Genomic DNA, 18,519 nt, shown 5'->3' on the forward strand with positions numbered 1-18,519 from the left:
TACCTCGTCAGAGGCGCCAGACGACCGCCCCCGCTGCGGACAAGGCGGCCGGGTCGTACGACGATTTTACGTCCGCAAACACGCCACCGCTCGAAAGTTTCTCGAGCAGTTTCGGCACCGGCATGGAGAGGTACTGATGATGGGCGACCGCCGCGACGATCGCCTGTACCTTCGGCAAGGCTTCCCAGGGCGTGAGATCGACGCCGTACTCATGCACCGCTTCCGCCGGCGAAGCGACGGGATCATGCACGTGGACCTTGCAGCCATAGCTCTGCAGCTCGCGAATGACGTCGATGACCTTGCTGTTGCGCAGATCCGGGCAGTCTTCCTTGAAGGTCAGGCCCAGCACCAGCACGTCCGCGCCCTTGATGCTGGAACCGGCGGCAATCATCTGCTTGACCGTCTGCTCGGCGACGTACTTGCCCATGCTGTCGTTGATGCGGCGGCCGGCGAGGATGACCTGCGGGTGGTAGCCCAGCATGTCGGCCTTGTGCGTGAGGTAGTACGGATCGACGCCGATGCAGTGCCCGCCCACCAGGCCGGGGCGGAACGGCAGGAAGTTCCATTTCGTGCCGGCGGCCTTGAGCACTTCCAGCGTGTCGATTCCGATCTTGTGGAAGATCACGGCGAGCTCGTTCATCAGCGCGATGTTGAGGTCGCGCTGGGTGTTCTCGATCACCTTTGCGGCCTCGGCCACCTTGATGGAACTTGCCGGATAGACCCCGGCCGTGATCACGGCACCGTAGATGCGCTTCACGACCTCGAGCGTCTCGGGGGTATCGCCCGACACGACCTTGACGATGCGGGTGACGGTGCGCTCCTTGTCGCCCGGGTTGATGCGTTCGGGCGAGTAGCCGACGAAGAAGCCCTCCTTCCATTTCAGGCCCGACTCGCGCTCGATGATCGGGATGCAGACCTCTTCGGTCGCGCCCGGATAGACGGTGGATTCAAAGACGACGATGGCGCCGCGCTTGATGTGGCGGCCGACGGTTTCGGATGATTTCACCAGCGGCGTGAAGTCGGGCTGGTGCGCGTCATCCACCGGGGTCGGCACGGCAACGACGATGAAATCCGCCTCGGCGATCACCGACGGATCGGTATGGCAGCTCAGCTGGGTCGCGGCACGCAGATCCTCGGACGAGACTTCGCCGGTGGGGTCATAGCAATCGCGGTACGCGGCCACCTTCTCCGCAGAGAGGTCGAAGCCGACCGTCTTGTACTTCTTGCCGAACTCCACGGCAAGCGGCAGGCCGACGTAGCCCAGCCCGATGACGGCGATCGTGGTCATGATGTTCTTCCTTGTGTTTCGGTGTTTTCAGATGTGCGGGTTCGGTTCAGAGGGTGCCGAGCAGATCGGTCGCGTCCTTGTGCAGCGGCGTACCGGCCTGCGCCTTCGCCAGCACGGCGTCGAGCTCCCGACGCGCGTCATCCTTGCGCCCCGCCCCGGCATAGGATCTCGCCAGGTTGAGCCGCAGCGGCAGCAGGTCCGGCGCGAGCGACACGGCCTTCTGCAGGTTGGCCAGGCCCTTCTCGGTCTGTCCGCGGTCGATCTGGATCATGCCCAGGGTATCGAGGATCGCAGGATTCTCCGGAGCCAGCTCGTGTGCCAGCTCGGCATACGAGAGCGCCTTCGGATCCTTCGTCTGGCTCGACGCCCAGGCCAGGTTGTTCAGTACCAGCGGGTTGCGCGGCGAGATCTCGTCCATCGCGCGGAACATGGCGACGGCGTCCGCGTAGCGACGCTCGGCCAGCGCACGCTCGGCGACATAACCGCGCATCGAGAGATCCTTGGGCTGCTGGCGCAGCCAGTCCGCGACGAGCTTGTCGGCTTCGGCCTTGCGTTCGGCGCGCAACAAGGTGGTATGCAGCCGGACCGCCACGTCGCCTCCGGCCTTGCGTTCGAGCGCGCGACGATAGGCCGTCACGGCTTCGCCCAAGCGGTTGGCGTTGATCTGGATCTCGGCTTCGAGGATGTGGCCGGCCGGAGCTTGCGCATGCTGCTTCTGCACGTCGCGCGCGATCTTCAGCGCACCGTCGCGATCGCCCTTCTCGAGCAGCAGCCCGGCAAGGCGTTGCTGGACGTCGAGGGCATCGGGGCGGACGCCCAGCGCCTTGCGCAACACCTGCTCGGCAGCGGCATTGTCCTTGGCGCCACGATGCACGTCGGCCAGCATCAGCAGCGGAACCGTCGACTGCGGGCGCAGCCCGGCGAGCTTGTTCAGCGAGGAGATGGCCTGCTGGGTATCGCCGCTGGCCATCTGCGCGCGCGCCAGCATCTCGACGGCGCGCACGTCATTCGGGTACGCCGCGCCCGCCCGCTGCGCGGTGGCGAGCGCCTTCGGGAAATCGCGGTTGCGCAGATGATGCTGGACGATCGCCAGCGCCGGCGCCAGGGTGCCGGGCGCGGCCGCCTCTGCGCGCTCGAGCGTCGCCAGCACGTCTGCCGGTGATGCCCCGGTGGCAGACTGCAACTCCGCCAGCGCCAGACGCGCTTCGGCATTCTTGTCGTTGCGATCGGCCAAGGCCCGCACCCGCGCAAGCGCATCCTGCGGCTTCTTCTCGGCCAGATCGATGCGGGCGAGGTTGAGCACGGCGGCCAGGTAGTCGGGGTTGATCGCCAGCGCCTTGTCGAACGCCGCGCGGGCTGCAACCAGATCCTGCTTTGCGAGCATGACCCCGCCGCGCAGGTTGTGCACCAACGGGTTGTTCGGTTGCTTCGCCTCCAGCTGAGCCTGCGCCGCCAGCGCCTTGTCCGCATCCCCGCGGCGCAGATGCGCCGCCACCAGCGCCAGATCAGCCTGGATGGCCTCCTGATCCATCGCCGAGGCGCTCGAGAAGTCGGCGAAGGCGCCTTGCGCATCACCGCCGAGCAGACGCGCAACGCCCAGCCGCAGGCGTGCGCGCGGGTCTTCCGGCGCGGCCTTGGCCGCGCGCTGCAGGAATTCCTCTGCGCGTTCAGCATCGCCGTTGGCCAGAAAGACCTGGCCGGCGAGCCCGAGCAGGCGCGGATCGTTGATGGGTCGGTCCAGAAGTGGCTGCAGCAGTTCCTGCGCGCGCGCCCCCTCGCCCGAGGACAGGTGGGACAGGATCAGCAGGCTGCGGGCAAGGGTCTGCCCCGGCGCCCGGCTGAGGACCGCATTGAGGTAGCTGCGGGCCTGCGCCTGGTCATTGAGGCGCAGCAACACCGTGCCCGCCAGCAACTGGGCGGGAAGGTAGTCCGGCGTCTGCTTGAGCACCTGCATCACGCCGTCACGCGCTTCGGTCAGCCGATTAGCACGCAGGTCGATGAAGGCCTGGAGGTAACGGGTCGAAGGATGCCCGGGCGCAACCTTCTTCATTGCCTCGAAACGGGCAATGGCGTCGTCCTGACGCTCGAGCTGGAACAACTGCGACACCAGGGCATAGTGGTAAGCGATGGCATCGGGGCGGAGACGAAGCGCTTCCTCGAGCGCCTTCACGCTTTCATCGGGCTTGCCCTGGAACTGCAGTACCTCCGCCAGCGCCGCCTGGGCATCGGCGAACTGCGGTTTTCCGGCAACCAGCTTCCGTGCAGTCTCCTCCGCCTTCGCGGCCTCTCCGCTGAACAGCTGGGCCCGCACCAGACCAATCGCTGAGGCCTCGTCGTCGGCATGCAAGGCCAGCGCGGCTTCGAACGCCTTGCGCGCTTCGGCGACGTTGGCCTTGCCCATGTGCGCATCGCCGATGGCGCCCAGCAGGCTGGCCTGGCCCACGGGGTCCGAAAGGCGCTCGGCAGCGAAATCCGCCAGCACACGATCGAACTCCGCCGCGCGCACGCGCGCACGCGCTAGCAGCGGGATGACCCGCTCGCGCGGATAGCCGAGATCGAGCGCACGCTGCAGTTCCTTGGCCGCCCCCGGAACGTCCCCCTGCTCGAGGTTGACCTTGCCGAGCAGGAACCGGGCCTCGGCCAGGTTCGCGTTCTCCTGAAGGGCGTTCTTGAGCTGGATGCTGGCCGCGTTCAGATCGTCCTTCGCCAGATATCCCTTCGCCGAGTCGAGCATCTGCTCGGGGCTCTCACCGCAGCCCGACAGAAGCAGCGCGGACAGCAGGGTCGCGGCGAGCCCACTCTTGCGACGACTCCAGTGCTGCGACGACATGTCCTTGGTGTTGCTGCTCACGATCCGTTCTCCTTCTTCAGGCCAAAGCGATTCATCAAGTCATACAGGGACGGGCGACTCACGCCGAGGATCTCGGCGGCACGCGCAATGTTGTTGTTGGTGCGCGCCAGCACGCGCAGGACGGCCCTGCGCTCCGCCTCGTCGCGCACCTGCCGCAGATTCAGACGCTCCAGATCCTCCTCCACGGCCTGAAGGCCAAGCTCGTCGGCGGTAATGCGGTTGCCGTCGGCCATGATCACCGCCCGCTTCAGGCAGTTCTCGAGTTCGCGCACGTTACCGGGCCACGGGTGCGCCTCGATGGCAGCGAGCGCGTCATCGGTCAGTGTCATGCTGCCACGCGCGTTCTCACGGGCGAAGCGCTGCACGAAGGCATGTGCAAGCAGTGCCGCGTCGCCTTCGCGATCACGCAGTGGCGGGATATCGACGACGATCTCCGCCAGGCGGTAGTAGAGGTCCTCGCGGAACAAGCCGGCCCTGATCTGATCCTTGAGGTCACGATGGGTCGCGCACACGATGCGTACATCGACTGGAATTTCCTCGCGACCGCCGATGCGCTCGATCACCCGCTCCTGCAGGAAACGCAGCAGCTTCGCCTGCAGCGGCATCGGCAGGTCGCCGATTTCGTCGAGGAACAAGGTGCCCTTGTGCGCCGTCTCGATCTTGCCCAGGGTCTGCTTGACGGCGCCGGTGAACGCGCCCTTCTCGTAACCGAACAGCTCGCTCTCGAGCAAGGTATCGGGGATCGCCGCGCAGTTGATCGCGACGAAACGTTCATTCGCGCGCTGCGACAGCGCATGCAGGCCACGCGCCAGCACTTCCTTGCCCGTGCCACTCTCGCCCAGCAGCGCAACCGTCACCGAGGCGCCCGCGACCTTCTCGATGGTGCGGCCGATCTTCAGCATCCCCGGGTCCCGGGTCAGCAAGCCGGACAGCGGGCTCGCGCTGAGCGCGGCCAAGCGCACATTCTCGGCCTGCAGGTCATGCATGCGAAAGGCGCGCTCGATGGTCAACGCGAGCAGTTCAGGCTCGAAGGGCTTGGCGAAGAAGTCATATGCGCCCAGTCCCACGGCCTTCACCGCGTTCTCGCGGTCGTGCTGACCGGTGAGCACGATGACCTTGGTATCCGGAGCCAGCGCGAGCATCTCGCGCAACAGCGCGAAGCCCTCGGTGACATCGTCGGGCGCTGGCGGCAACCCCAGGTCCATGGTCACAACCGCAGGCTCGTGGCGACGCAGTTGCGCAATCGCGCTTTCGCGATCGTCGGCAACAACCGTCTCGCAGGAATCGAATGCCCACCGCATCTGCTTCTGCAACGCGGGATCGTCCTCCACGATCAATAGCGTTCGCTGCTTATCCGGCATGGATCTCACTGGCTCCGTCTTGAATTGTGTCCCGCGCCAGCGTGGCGCGCGGCAGCTGTATGGTCACACGTGTTCCGCGGCCGACCTCGCTTTCGAATTGGAGATCGCCGCCAATCTCGTTCAGGTACTGCCGGGTCTCGAAGACTCCGATGCCCATTCCGCTGGACTTCGTCGTCTGGAACGGACGCGACAGCCGGTCGCGCAGAAAGTCAGCCGACATGCCACAGCCCGAGTCCTCGACCACGATGCGCAAGCATACGTCATCCGCCGCCTCGAGTCTGACCCGGATCTCGCCGCTCGCTTCCGTTGCATCGATCGCGTTCTGGACGACATGGCCCACGATCCGCTCCAGGCGCTCCGGATGCGCCTTCGCCTGGGCCTGCTGCTCCGCGGGCTCGAGCAATTCGACTTGCGGCAACTGGCCGCGCTTCGACTGGCAGACGTTGCGCAGGATCTGCACCACGTCCACGACACGCGGCGGATCGATCGGCCGTTTCTCCTGCAACTGAAGCATCAAGCCCCGCATCCGGCCCTCGACATGCGCCACCGTCTCCAGCATGTCCTTCTGAAACTCCGGATTGCTCCAGTGCCGCTCCGCATTCTTGAGCATCAGCGACAGTTGCGCGACGAGATTCTTCAGGTCATGGACAACAAACGCGGACATGCGATTGAAGGAGTCGAACTTCCGCGCCTCGAGCAGTGCCTCGGCCGCGAGCATCCTCTCCAGGTAGCCTGCGGCTTGGCGCTGCGCGGTCTTCAGCAGGTCGAGCACCTCCCAGTCGATCTCGAAGGGCGCCCGCGGCAGCGAGAGGACAACGAATCCGACCAGCGTTTCCGAACTCTTGAGCGGAATCACCAGCCAGGCGTCTCCCAGCGTCGACAGCCATTCGGGCAGCACCAGCCCTCCATAGGGCTGCGGCCTGACGCGATACTCCTCCAGGTTGATCACCCATTCCCGATCACTCAGAAAGCGGCAGAGCTCCGACTGCTCGGTCTCGTCAACATCCACCAGCGGCCGGTTCAGGCGCGCGAAGGGCACGAACTTCCCATAGCTGTCGCGGAGCCACAGGACGCCCCCTGGACTCTCGACCAGATCGGACAGCGCCTTGATCACTGACTGCCCGAGATCCAGACCCTTCCCCGCCATGGCGAGAGCCTGCGTGAAGCGCAGCCACTCATTGCGATAATCATAGCGGTATGAGAACAGGTGCTTGCTGAGAAAGACCTTCAACCGGGCGCGTTGCGAACCGGAGAACAGCAGCGCGCCCAGGAGGACAAGGCCGGCAAACAAGAGCGAGAGTTGCAGCGCCCTGCCCCAGTCGCCGCCAAAGTAACGCACGTAGTACGCCACCGCGGCAATGACCAGCAGGTAAGCGCCCGCCGCGGCAAGCGCAGTCGAATGGAACACCATCTCCCGCGACATCGCCATGCGCAACGTCCACGACGGATTGCGCGAGCCCGACAGTGCGATGAGCGGGATCAGCGTCGCGTGCGCGAGCCCGCGCACCGCCCACACGTCCCCGTCGATGCGCGAGAAGAGCGTCGCATCGGCAAACAGATAGAGTTCGAATATGTAGCCGGCACCAAGCGCAATGCAGAGCGGCTTGATCCCCCAGCGCGAAGCCCCGGGCAGGGCGCGATAGAGATGCTCGACCAGGATCAGCCCGACCACTGCATGTGCAAGCCAGGCGACCAGCACCGGGCGCATCGCCGCCCCCTGGAAGTCACCGAAAAACTCGGCGATCAGGCCCAGCACCTGGCCAAGGACGGTACAGGCGGCGAGGATGGCCGGCCAGCGCATGCGCCCCGGCCATAGGGGGCGCATCAACACAATCAGGAACAGAAACCAGGCGCCACCCCGGGCAACATCCAGCACCATGCTGCCCCAGGCCACGACACCGCTGGAAACATGCGCGCTTGCCATGCCTCCAAGCGCCCAGAGAAGGGAACTGACGACGGCGACGAACAGCAGTCCGCCGGGCAGACCACCGCGCCAAGCAAAGAAAACGTAGAGGGCGAACAGGAAGAAGCCTAGCGCCGCGAAACCGTATCCCCAGAATGCGACGTCAGCCACTTACAACTCCCTGAGCCATTGCCCTGCCTGCCTTTTGCGCCGTCCACGCCCTCCAGCGCGTCAACCGCCTCTCGCCTTCAATGCGCGCCCTCACCCGTCAGCACGACGCGGACCGTTTCAAAAAGCACGAGGGTATCGAGAATGAGCGTGTGATTCTTGACGTAATAAAGGTCGTACTGCAGCTTCTCGATCGCATCATCGACCGATGCGCCGTACTGGTACCTGACCTGCGCCCAACCCGTTACACCAGGCTTGACGCAGTGCCGGACGTTGTAGAAAGGAATCTCGCGGGCCAGTTGATCCACAAAGAACGGCCGCTCGGGCCGCGGCCCGACCAGGCTCATGTCACCCACGAGCACGTTGAACAACTGCGGCAGTTCATCGATACGCAACTTGCGGATGATCCGCCCGACCCGTGTGACACGGTCATCGTTCGACGTCGCCCACCGGGGCTTTCCATCCTTCTCCGCGTCCCGCCGCATGCTGCGGAACTTGATCACGCGAAACACGCGCCCCCCGAAACCGACCCGCTCCTGCCGATAGAAAACGGGGGCACCGTCCTCGATCACGATCAACAAAGCCGTGACGAGCATCAACGGAAGCGACATCAGCAGCAGGATCAGCGCCACCACGATGTCGAACAGGCGCTTGACGCAGGTGCGTGCCAACCCCTGGCGGAAACCATCCCCGTAGATCAGCCAGCTCGCCCTGAGCGATTCGAGACGCACCTGTCCCTGCACCCGCTCAAAGAACGACGACAGATCGACGATTCGAACCCCCGCAAGCTTGCAGTCGAGCAACTCCCTGATCGGCAGGACGCCACCCCTGCGTTCGCGCACGGCCACGACGACCTCATTCACCCGCAACTCGCGCACGATATCCAGCAACCCGCGGGGAGCGAGAACCTGCCGAGGATCAACCTCCGGCCTTTCGTCACTGCCCGCACGCAGGAAACCAACGACCTCGACACTCTTCTGCAGCGGGCGGGTGAGGTCCCGGTAAACCGTCGCGGCGTCCTTGCCCGTACCAATGATGAGCACGCGTGGTGCAAACAGCCCCGAGGCCTGGCGCTGATTGACGATCCCCCTCATCAGCAGCGTCGAACTTAGCAACAGCACAACGCTCCACTGCAGTGAATGCGGCGCCAGGTCCGCCCACGGCAGAAGCCCGAACACCGCATAGGCAACAGGCACACTCACTACGAGCGATAGCGCTACGCGCGCGAAAGCCTGCCGCGAACTACGCTGCAATACAGGCCTGTACAACCCCATCGCGGTGTTCAGACCGACCATCAACAATGCGAAAGTGAGCGCGGAGGGCGTGAACACCATCCACTCGGGGTCACCCGGCCCAGCCGACAGACCAACTGCAAGCAGCACCACGACAAAGAGCAGCACGGCATCAAAAAGCACCTGTTGCAGTGTGTGCGACGGAAAATAGTGGCTGAAGACCTTCAGCATGCTTTACCCCTGTTGCCTCGTCATAACGGAACGCAGGTTGTGCCCAACACGGAGGCATTCAACGACCTTACCTTATCCGAGAACGGACTTTACGCCCGTTAAGCCGGTCACGGGCAAATGGCGTCCGCCAAGCCCGAAATTCACGTTTTTTCAGCGATTTAGCAGCTTTGCGCAAAATTCCGCATCTTCAAAATAAATGCCATTTACACACTCACACGACGACCTACGGTTTCCAGTCTTGGGGCAATCGGAGCACCCGCGCCCTTCGGGCAAACCGCATGCGCGACACCGAGCCTTCCCGTCAACCTAGCAGCGACGCATTACCGACACTTGAATCCGCTATAGTGCCGGTACCTTAAGCCCAGTCCGACTCCACTAGCATTTTTCGAGGTATCTATTATGAATGAGACCACGCGTGACTTCACCGAACTGTACGGACATTCTTTCGAAGCACTGCAGATCGGCATGTCTGCGTCGCTTTCGCGCACAGTTTCCGAGGCCGATATCCTGATGTTTGCCGGCGTGTCCGGCGACACCAATCCCGTACATCTCGATGCCGAGTTCGCCGCAAGCACAATGTTCGGCGAGCGTATCGCGCACGGGATGTTCTCCGCAGGTTTGATCTCCGCCGTCTTTGGCACGAAGCTTCCGGGTCCCGGGTGCATCTATCTGTCGCAGAGCCTGAAGTTCAAGGCGCCGGTCAAGGTCGGACAGACCGTCGTGGCAAAGGTGACCGTGAAGGAGTTGAAAGCGGAGAAGCGCCGCGCCGTGTTTTCGACCGTATGCACATGCGGATCGACGGTGGTACTTGACGGCGAGGCGGAGATCATGCTCCCTGCGCGTGGATGAGGGAGTGAGAGGAGACCGCTGCCTGTGTTGATCACAGGCGGTGGCTTTCGCGCGCAGTTTCTGTTTGTTCGGATATATTTGTGTTGACGTAAAAACGCCCAGACATCGTTTTGATGCTGGGCGTTTTTTTTGGTTAGTCTGACGATGACCTACTTTCACGAGGGCAATCCTCACTATCATCGGCGCGTTTGTGTTTCACGGTCCTGTTCGGGATGGGAAGGTGTGGTACCACAAAGCTATGGTCGTCAGACTTTGACTTGTTACCTGGGGTTGATCCAGGCCAAAGCGGGAAGAAGTGTTGTGTGATTGGGTGTTTTTTGACACCGGTGTTACGAGTTTGTCTTGAATAAGGTTATAGGATCAAGCCACACGGGCAATTAGTATCGGTTAGCTTAACGTGTTGCCACGCTTCCACACCCGACCTATCAACGTTGTGGTCTTCAACGACCCTTCAGGGGGCTCGAGGCCCCGGGGAAGTCTCATCTTGAGGCGAGTTTCCCGCTTAGATGCTTTCAGCGGTTATCTCTTCCGCACATAGCTACCCGGCGATGCGACTGGCGTCACAACCGGTACACCAGGGGTGCGTTCACTCCGGTCCTCTCGTACTAGGAGCAAGCCCTCTCAAACTTCCAGCGCCCACGGCAGATAGGGACCAAACTGTCTCACGACGTTTTAAACCCAGCTCACGTACCACTTTAAATGGCGAACAGCCATACCCTTGGGACCGGCTACAGCCCCAGGATGTGATGAGCCGACATCGAGGTGCCAAACTCCGCCGTCGATGTGAACTCTTGGGCGGAATCAGCCTGTTATCCCCAGAGTACCTTTTATCCGTTGAGCGATGGCCCTTCCATACAGAACCACCGGATCACTATGACCTGCTTTCGCACCTGCTCGACTTGTGGGTCTCGCAGTCAAGCCACCTTTTGCCATTGCACTATCAGTACGATGTCCGACCGTACCTAGGTGACCTTCGTACTCCTCCGTTACCTTTTGGGAGGAGACCGCCCCAGTCAAACTGCCCACCATGCACGGTCCCCGATCTGGATTCACAGACCTGGGTTAGAACCTCGACGACACCAGGGTGGTATTTCAAGGACGGCTCCACCAGAACTAGCGTCCTGGCTTCATAGCCTCCCACCTATCCTACACAAATCCCGTCAAAGTCCAATGCAAAGCTACAGTAAAGGTTCATGGGGTCTTTCCGTCTAGCCGCGGGGAGATTGCATCTTCACAAACATTTCAACTTCGCTGAGTCTCAGGAGGAGACAGTGTGGCCATCGTTACGCCATTCGTGCAGGTCGGAACTTACCCGACAAGGAATTTCGCTACCTTAGGACCGTTATAGTTACGGCCGCCGTTTACCGGGGCTTCGATCAAGAGCTTGCACCCCATCACTTAACCTTCCGGCACCGGGCAGGCGTCACACCCTATACGTCCACTTTCGTGTTTGCAGAGTGCTGTGTTTTTAATAAACAGTCGCAGCCACCGATTCTCTGCGGCCCCTTCGCCCTTCGGATGTACTCCTACAAGCTAATGGGGCATACCTTCTCCCGAAGTTACGGTATCAATTTGCCGAGTTCCTTCTCCTGAGTTCTCTCAAGCGCCTTGGTATTCTCTACCAGCCCACCTGTGTCGGTTTGCGGTACGGTCACTCTATGACTGAAGCTTAGAGGCTTTTCCTGGAAGCAGGGTATCACTCGCTTCGGACCCGAGGGTCCTCGTTATCATGCCTCAGCTTAGCCGCGCGGATTTGCCTACGCAGCACGCCTACACACTTGAACCACCTATTCCAACAGATGGCCGAGCTAACCTTCTCCGTCCCCCCATCGCATCATAGAGCGGTACAGGAATATTGACCTGTTTCCCATCGACTACGCATTTCTGCCTCGCCTTAGGGGCCGACTCACCCTGCGCCGATGAACGTTGCGCAGGAAACCTTGGGCTTACGGCGAGGGTGCTTTTCACACCCTTTATCGCTACTCATGTCAGCATTCGCACTTCCGATACCTCCAGCATCCCTTACGAGACACCTTCGCAGGCTTACGGAACGCTCCCCTACCACGTGTCAAAGACACATCCGCAGCTTCGGTTCATGGCTTGAGCCCCGTTACATCTTCCGCGCAGGACGACTCGACTAGTGAGCTATTACGCTTTCTTTAAAGGGTGGCTGCTTCTAAGCCAACCTCCTAGCTGTCTATGCCTTCCCACCTCGTTTGCCACTTAGCCATGCATTTGGGACCTTAGCTGGCGGTCTGGGTTGTTTCCCTCTTGACACCGGACGTTAGCACCCGATGTCTGTCTGCCGTATATCACTTTGCGGTATTCGGAGTTTGCTATCGCGGGGTAGATCGCAGTGACCCCCCCAACGATTACAGTGCTCTACCCCCGCAAGTGTCCGTACGACGCACTACCTAAATAGTTTTCGGGGAGAACCAGCTATTTCCGGATTTGTTTAGCCTTTCACCCCTATCCACAGCTCATCCCCTAACTTTTCAACGTTAGTGGGTTCGGACCTCCAGTACCTGTTACGGCACCTTCATCCTGGCCATGGATAGATCATCCGGTTTCGGGTCTACGCCCAGCAACTCTGACGCCCTTATCAGACTCGCTTTCGCTACGCCTCCCCTACTCGGTTAAGCTCGCTACTGAACGTAAGTCGCTGACCCATTATACAAAAGGTACGCAGTCACCCCTTTCGAGGCTCCCACTGTTTGTATGCATGCGGTTTCAGGATCTATTTCACTCCCCTCCCGGGGTTCTTTTCGCCTTTCCCTCACGGTACTGGTTCACTATCGGTCGATCACGAGTATTTAGCCTTGGAGGATGGTCCCCCCATCTTCAGACAGGATTTCTCGTGTCCCGCCCTACTTGTCGCACGCTCAGACCCGCCACCGGCTTTTCGCATACGGGACTATCACCCTGTATCGTCGGACTTTCCAGACCGTTTTGCTAAGCTGATGGTTTAGTCGTGCAGGCTGCTCCGCGTTCGCTCGCCACTACTTGCGGAATCTCGGTTGATTTCTGTTCCTGCGGCTACTTAGATGTTTCAGTTCGCCGCGTTCGCCTCCTCAGACCTATGTATTCAGTCTGGGATACCCCTTGCGGGGTGGGTTTCCCCATTCGGACATCGTGGGATCAAAGCTCTATTGCCAGCTCCCCCACGCTTTTCGCAGGCTTACACGTCCTTCATCGCCTGTGATCGCCAAGGCATCCACCACATGCACTTAGTCGCTTGATCCTATAACCTTAGTGCCTCTTGTCGAAGCACCGGTCATAAGACGAACTCGTTTGTGCGATCACACCACTGCTGACAACGGTGATGTGATCAATGCAATCACACAACTTGCAGTACGCACCGGCTCGGTACGTACTACACTTCTTCCACTTTGTTAAAGAGCGAACCTCAAACAACCGACAGTTTGCGCTGCCGATCGAGAAGTCAGAGATGATGACATCGCTATCGTCATGTCTGACTACTCGAATGCGTCTGCACGAGTCCTGGTGGAGCTGGTCGGGATCGAACCGACGACCTACGGCTTGCAAAGCCGCCGCTCTCCCAGCTGAGCTACAGCCCCGTCCTTCTCGAGCAACCCAAAAAAGCTTGGTGGGTCTGGTTGGATTCGAACCAACGACCCCCGCCTTATCAAGACGGTGCTCTAACCGACTGAGCTACAGACCCTCACGCCTTCGAGGCTCTTGGTCTGAACAACCGATAAGTTGTGGATACTTGGCCGTACGCGGCCTTTTCTCTTGAAAGGAGGTGATCCAGCCGCACCTTCCGATACGGCTACCTTGTTACGACTTCACCCCAGTCATGAATCTCACCGTGGTAAGCGCCCTCCCGAAGGTTAAGCTACCTACTTCTGGTGAAACCCACTCCCATGGTGTGACGGGCGGTGTGTACAAGACCCGGGAACGTATTCACCGCAGCATGCTGATCTGCGATTACTAGCGATTCCGACTTCACGTAGTCGAGTTGCAGACTACGATCCGGACTACGATCGGCTTTAAGGGATTGGCTCCACCTCGCGGTTTGGCAACCCTCTGTACCGACCATTGTATGACGTGTGAAGCCCTACCCATAAGGGCCATGAGGACTTGACGTCATCCCCACCTTCCTCCGGTTTGTCACCGGCAGTCTCACTAGAGTGCCCAACTGAATGGTGGCAACTAGTGACAAGGGTTGCGCTCGTTGCGGGACTTAACCCAACATCTCACGACACGAGCTGACGACAGCCATGCAGCACCTGTGTTCTGGCTCCCGAAGGCACCCTCGCCTCTCAGCAAGGTTCCAGACATGTCAAGGGTAGGTAAGGTTTTTCGCGTTGCATCGAATTAATCCACATCATCCACCGCTTGTGCGGGTCCCCGTCAATTCCTTTGAGTTTTAACCTTGCGGCCGTACTCCCCAGGCGGTCGACTTCACGCGTTAGCTGCGTCACTCAGTGCATTGCTGCTCCGAACGACTAGTCGACATCGTTTAGGGCGTGGACTACCAGGGTATCTAATCCTGTTTGCTCCCCACGCTTTCGTGCATGAGCGTCAGTACAGGCCCAGGGGGCTGCCTTCGCCATCGGTGTTCCTCCTGATATCTACGCATTTCACTGCTACACCAGGAATTCCACCCCCCTCTGCCGTACTCTAGCCTTGCAGTCACAAACGCAGTTCCCAGGTTAAGCCCGGGGATTTCACATCTGTCTTACAAAACCGCCTGCGCACGCTTTACGCCCAGTAATTCCGATTAACGCTCGCACCCTACGTATTACCGCGGCTGCTGGCACGTAGTTAGCCGGTGCTTCTTAGTCCGGTACCGTCATCCAGCGACTATGTTAGAGTCGCCGATTTCTTCCCGGCCGAAAGAGCTTTACAACCCGAAGGCCTTCTTCACTCACGCGGCATGGCTGGATCAGGGTTGCCCCCATTGTCCAAAATTCCCCACTGCTGCCTCCCGTAGGAGTCTGGGCCGTGTCTCAGTCCCAGTGTGGCGGATCATCCTCTCAGACCCGCTACAGATCGTCGCCTTGGTAGGCCTTTACCCTACCAACTAGCTAATCTGACATCGGCCGCTCCAATTGCGCGAGGTTCCGAAGAATCCCCCGCTTTCCCCCTCAGGGCGTATGCGGTATTAGCGCGACTTTCGCCGCGTTATCCCCCACAAATGGGCACGTTCCGATGCATTACTCACCCGTTCGCCACTCGCCACCAGGCCGAAGCCCGTGCTGCCGTTCGACTTGCATGTGTAAAGCATGCCGCCAGCGTTCAATCTGAGCCAGGATCAAACTCTTAAGTTCAATCCAGCAAAGTACTCAAAATACTGACTTAATCAGCATGAGCACCTAATCATTGCGAAACCAAGCAGCCTAAGCTGCCGACCACAACAACCAAGCACCCACACTTATCGGTTGTTCAATTTTTTAAAGAACCGCTACCACCCGGCAGCGAAGAAGCGAGATTATGTTCAACTTCACACAACCTGTCAAGCATCCACCGAAACTTTTTTAACCGCGTCGCCCGAATCATCGAACAACCCAAAGCCCCGGCGAAGCTCCCGCCTCATCCTTCCAGCCCCGCCGCCGCTTCCGAAGAAACCGCGTCAGCGCTGAAAGAGGTGCGCATTATAGACACACAAACAACATCGTCAACATCAATTCACAATAAAGAAATCTATGGATCGATCAGCCCCGCAGAGCAGCTGTCAGCCCAGTTGATAGACCCTCATTGCAAACCCCTGGCCTACCCACGACGATTCGAGAGGGCGGAGCTTGTACACGGCAGCCGCAGCCCGAAGGAAGAGTGCATCGTCACGGAGCACGCTGGCAGAGGGCGCAATCAGTCTCGCTGCCTCGCCACGGGCTAGGGGGCCGCAAAGCAGAACCTCAGCCGGAGCGCGCCCGTCCTCGACCGTCGCAGTACGCGCAGCGCGGGACACGAGTTGCAGGCCGCACCGGACGCCGCCCGACTCGACGCGCAGGCGTCGCACCAGCCCGAGGTGCACCAGATCCGCATCTTCGAACCGGACGCCTACCAGTTCTCCGATGGATGTGCAGTCGATCGCCGAATCGCTCTCGCTGACGAGACCCATGCTCGTACGGCTGGCATCCAGAACGGACCAGCGTGACGCCGATGCATCGACCTCACCGGCAATCAGTCGCCTGCACTCCTCCACACCGCGCCCCACAATCACACGGCCAGCCATCGGGTGACGCTTGGCTCTCCGCACCGGTGGCTCGTCCGACCAGTGACATAACAGATGCTGCGTAACCGCAAGGTACTCGCGTGGATGCCCCCGATCGAGTGCCGCCGGGCTCAGCCCCTCGGTCAGGCGGCCTGCCAGACCTTGCAGCCACTCTCCGGCCGCTTTCGTCGAAAGATGGAACGCAGCCTCCGGCGGCGCGACGAGGCAACGCCGCGGGGGCATACCCAGTTCGGGAAAGGCAAGGTAGTGAGGCGCGGGCGGCGCCCGCCGCGACATCGCCAAGAAAGGAAGGCTCATCTCGAGCAGATGGCAAGCCGGAACCAGCAGACTCCGGTCAATCTGATCGAGCGCGGCAGCGTGATAAGACACCGCTCGCAAGTAATGCTTGGCGACGGACTCGAGATCCCCGGCGATGAGCGAAAGCCCGGCCTCAAGTTCGGAACGCAACAAACTGCCCAGCCGCTCCCAAAGCATTGGATCCGGCGCCATGCCTCCCAGGGCATTCCACTTCAGCGCTTCGGCGCAGGCCGCAGCGACACTCAAGCGCGAGACTGCATGCCCTTCCTGCACGAACAGACTCCAGTATGCGTCGGCCAGGGCCCGGGTGGCCAAGCGAACCCCCTTCAGCTCCTTGATACGCCCGCCCCCTGCAATGAGCGTACGCAATTCATCCTCGGCGCGCAGGACGCCCTCGAGCGCGACCGCAGGATTGCGGTCCACGGTGGAGAGGGCGACTGACAGGCGATCGGCGAGTTCACGGAGCGCGGCAGCCACGCTGTCATCGGCCTCGCTGGAGGCGCAAGATGCCAAAGGCAACTTAGCGTTCATCGGAGTTCATCCAGGCAGGATAGGGTAATTGACGGCCGGCCGGTCCGAAGAAGCCGGGGGCAGTCGCCCCGACCGACGGCAGCCGCTGAAGCCGCCTCGAAGCCTAGCACAGCGCATATGCAGACACGCTATTCCCTGCACCCCGCACCCACGGTCCGTCGATGCGCGCCACGGCAGAGCGAGACACGAGGCACTGCCGCGGCCGAATCGGTTCGTCCGACGGTGTAACATTGCGACCTCATCAGTCCATACCCTGCAACCATGCGACAGTATCTTGAACTCATGCGTCACGTGCTCGAACACGGTGACCGCAAGACCGACCGGACGGGAACCGGCACCCTGTCCGTCTTTGGCTGGCAGATGCGCTTTCGGCTGCAGGACGGCTTCCCGCTTCTGACCACGAAGAAGCTGCACACGCGGTCGATCATCCACGAGCTTCTGTGGTTCCTTCAGGGCGACACGAACATCCGCTACCTGAAGGACAACGGCGTCTCGATCTGGGATGAGTGGGCAGACGAGAAGGGCGAACTCGGTCCGGTGTACGGAAAACAGTGGCGGCGCTGGGAAACCGCGGACGGCACGACGGTCGACCAGATCACCAAGCTGGTCGAAGGCATCAAACGCAACCCGGACTCGCGCCGCCATATCGTTTCGGCGTGGAACCCGGGTGAAGTGGATAGGATGGCACTGCCGCCCTGTCATGCCCTGTTCCAGTTCTACGTCGCCAACGGACGCCTGTCCTGCCAGCTGTACCAGCGTAGTGCGGACATCTTCCTCGGCGTGCCGTTCAACATCGCATCCTATGCGCTGCTGACGCACATGGTGGCACAGGTGTGCGAGCTCGAACCGGGCGATTTCGTGTGGACGGGAGGCGACTGCCACCTCTACCTGAACCACCTGGAGCAGACCCGCGAGCAGTTGTCGCGCGAGCCGCGCGCACTGCCGACGCTGAGGATGAATCCGGCGGTGAAGGACATCTTCGGCTTCCGCTTCGAGGATTTCAGCCTCGAAGGCTACGACCCGCATCCCCACATCAAGGCGCCGGTGGCGGTATGAGCACCCTTCCCGAACTCGTGATCGTCGCTGCAGTCGCCCGCAATGGCGTGATCGGCCGCGACAACGGCCTGCCCTGGCGCCTGAAGGCCGACCTGCAGCATTTCCGCACACTCACCATGGGGCATCCGATCCTGATGGGCCGCAGGACATGGGAATCCCTGGGCCGCCCCCTGCCCGGAAGGCGCAATCTGGTCGTCACCCGCGATGCGACCTACCAGCCGGAAGGGGCGGAGGTCTTCACCGACCCGGAGGCGGCAATTGCGGCGGCCGCGGGAGCCGAACGCCTGTTCGTGATCGGCGGCGCACAGCTCTATGCCACGCTGTTCCCGCGCGTCGATCGCCTCGAGCTGACGGAAGTCTGGGCCGACGTGCCGGGCGACGCGCACTTCCCTCTGTTCGACCGCTCGGACTTCATCGAGGAGCGGCGCGATGCACGCACAGCGGACGCGGACAACGAGTTCGACTTCGACTTCGTCGAGTACCGCCGCCGCTGATCCACCTGCCGCAAGAACGACAAGGGCCGCTTCAGCGGCCCTTGTCTTTTCGGCATCAC

9 protein-coding genes, 2 tRNA genes and 3 rRNA genes are annotated in these 18,519 nt (G+C 61.2%); 3 read left to right on the forward strand and 11 right to left on the reverse strand.

Annotated features, from left to right (window positions below; genetic code table 11):
• Positions 1-7 precede the first annotated feature (7 nt).
• From AC731_RS10470 to AC731_RS10490, 5 genes are all read right to left on the reverse strand, one after another.
• Positions 8-1,288 carry a nucleotide sugar dehydrogenase gene (locus AC731_RS10470; RefSeq protein WP_048705887.1) on the reverse strand — a complete coding sequence of 427 codons (1,281 nt, stop codon included), beginning with the start codon at positions 1,286-1,288 and terminating at the stop codon, positions 8-10.
• Between the two features lie 46 nt (positions 1,289-1,334).
• A complete protein-coding gene (gene prsT, locus AC731_RS10475; RefSeq protein ID WP_082794305.1) occupies positions 1,335-4,139 on the reverse strand; it encodes an XrtA/PEP-CTERM system TPR-repeat protein PrsT in 2,805 nt (934 codons plus the stop codon).
• Entirely contained in the window at positions 4,136-5,500 is a 1,365-nt protein-coding gene (gene prsR, locus AC731_RS10480; protein WP_048705890.1) for a PEP-CTERM-box response regulator transcription factor, read from the reverse strand. The genes prsT and prsR overlap by 4 nt, the downstream gene beginning before the upstream one ends.
• Positions 5,490-7,574 carry an XrtA/PEP-CTERM system histidine kinase PrsK gene (gene prsK / locus AC731_RS10485; RefSeq protein ID WP_048705892.1) on the reverse strand — a complete coding sequence of 695 codons (2,085 nt, stop codon included), beginning with the start codon at positions 7,572-7,574 and terminating at the stop codon, positions 5,490-5,492. The genes prsR and prsK overlap by 11 nt, the downstream gene beginning before the upstream one ends.
• A gap of 77 nt (positions 7,575-7,651) precedes the next feature.
• Positions 7,652-9,034, reverse strand: coding sequence for a TIGR03013 family XrtA/PEP-CTERM system glycosyltransferase (locus AC731_RS10490; RefSeq protein WP_048705895.1), 1,383 nt, complete (start codon positions 9,032-9,034; stop codon positions 7,652-7,654).
• A 399-nt stretch (positions 9,035-9,433) separates the two neighbouring features.
• On the opposite strand from AC731_RS10490, the gene AC731_RS10495 reads away from it, so the two are divergent.
• On the forward strand, positions 9,434-9,883 hold the full coding sequence (locus tag AC731_RS10495) for a MaoC family dehydratase (protein ID WP_048705897.1): 450 nt from the start codon (positions 9,434-9,436) through the stop codon (positions 9,881-9,883).
• A 136-nt stretch (positions 9,884-10,019) separates the two neighbouring features.
• On the opposite strand, the gene rrf is transcribed toward AC731_RS10495, so the two are convergent.
• The 6 genes from rrf to AC731_RS10525 all read right to left on the reverse strand — a co-directional run bounded on the left by rrf (position 10,020) and on the right by AC731_RS10525 (position 16,910).
• Positions 10,020-10,133 (reverse strand): 5S ribosomal RNA (rrf, locus tag AC731_RS10500).
• Positions 10,134-10,239: 106 nt separating this feature from the next.
• Positions 10,240-13,124 (reverse strand): 23S ribosomal RNA (locus AC731_RS10505).
• A 261-nt stretch (positions 13,125-13,385) separates the two neighbouring features.
• Positions 13,386-13,461, reverse strand: a tRNA-Ala gene (locus AC731_RS10510).
• Positions 13,462-13,488: 27 nt separating this feature from the next.
• Positions 13,489-13,565, reverse strand: a tRNA-Ile gene (locus tag AC731_RS10515).
• Between the two features lie 74 nt (positions 13,566-13,639).
• Positions 13,640-15,177, reverse strand: a 16S ribosomal RNA gene (locus tag AC731_RS10520).
• Together the 16S, 23S and 5S rRNA genes with 2 tRNA genes alongside form the textbook arrangement of a ribosomal RNA operon.
• A 404-nt stretch (positions 15,178-15,581) precedes the next feature.
• Positions 15,582-16,910 (reverse strand): hypothetical protein, encoded by a 1,329-nt coding sequence (locus AC731_RS10525; protein ID WP_048705900.1) that lies wholly within the window; start codon positions 16,908-16,910, stop codon positions 15,582-15,584.
• A gap of 261 nt (positions 16,911-17,171) precedes the next feature.
• Between AC731_RS10525 and AC731_RS10530 the strand changes: the two genes are divergently transcribed.
• Positions 17,172-17,966, forward strand: a complete 795-nt coding sequence (locus AC731_RS10530) for a thymidylate synthase (RefSeq protein WP_048705901.1) — start codon at positions 17,172-17,174, stop codon at positions 17,964-17,966.
• Complete coding sequence (locus AC731_RS10535) at positions 17,963-18,460, forward strand: dihydrofolate reductase (protein WP_048705903.1); 498 nt, start codon at positions 17,963-17,965, stop codon at positions 18,458-18,460. Before AC731_RS10530 ends, AC731_RS10535 begins: the two co-directional genes overlap by 4 nt.
• Positions 18,461-18,519 lie beyond the last annotated feature (59 nt).

The sequence above is a fragment of the Thauera humireducens genome (genome assembly GCF_001051995.2).
Taxonomy (GTDB): Bacteria; Pseudomonadota; Gammaproteobacteria; order Burkholderiales; family Rhodocyclaceae; genus Thauera; species Thauera humireducens.

Bases quoted from the DNA above. Each gene is read 5' to 3' on its own strand.
- AC731_RS10470 (WP_048705887.1), bottom strand. From the start codon at position 1,288: ATGACCACGATCGCCGTCATCGGGCTGGGCTACGTCGGCCTGCCGCTT.
- prsR (WP_048705890.1), bottom strand. From the start codon at position 5,500: ATGCCGGATAAGCAGCGAACGCTATTGATCGTGGAGGACGATCCCGCG.
- AC731_RS10490 (WP_048705895.1), bottom strand. From the start codon at position 9,034: ATGCTGAAGGTCTTCAGCCACTATTTTCCGTCGCACACACTGCAACAG.
- AC731_RS10495 (WP_048705897.1), top strand. From the start codon at position 9,434: ATGAATGAGACCACGCGTGACTTCACCGAACTGTACGGACATTCTTTC.
- AC731_RS10525 (WP_048705900.1), bottom strand. From the start codon at position 16,910: ATGAACGCTAAGTTGCCTTTGGCATCTTGCGCCTCCAGCGAGGCCGAT.
- AC731_RS10530 (WP_048705901.1), top strand. From the start codon at position 17,172: ATGCGACAGTATCTTGAACTCATGCGTCACGTGCTCGAACACGGTGAC.
- AC731_RS10535 (WP_048705903.1), top strand. From the start codon at position 17,963: ATGAGCACCCTTCCCGAACTCGTGATCGTCGCTGCAGTCGCCCGCAAT.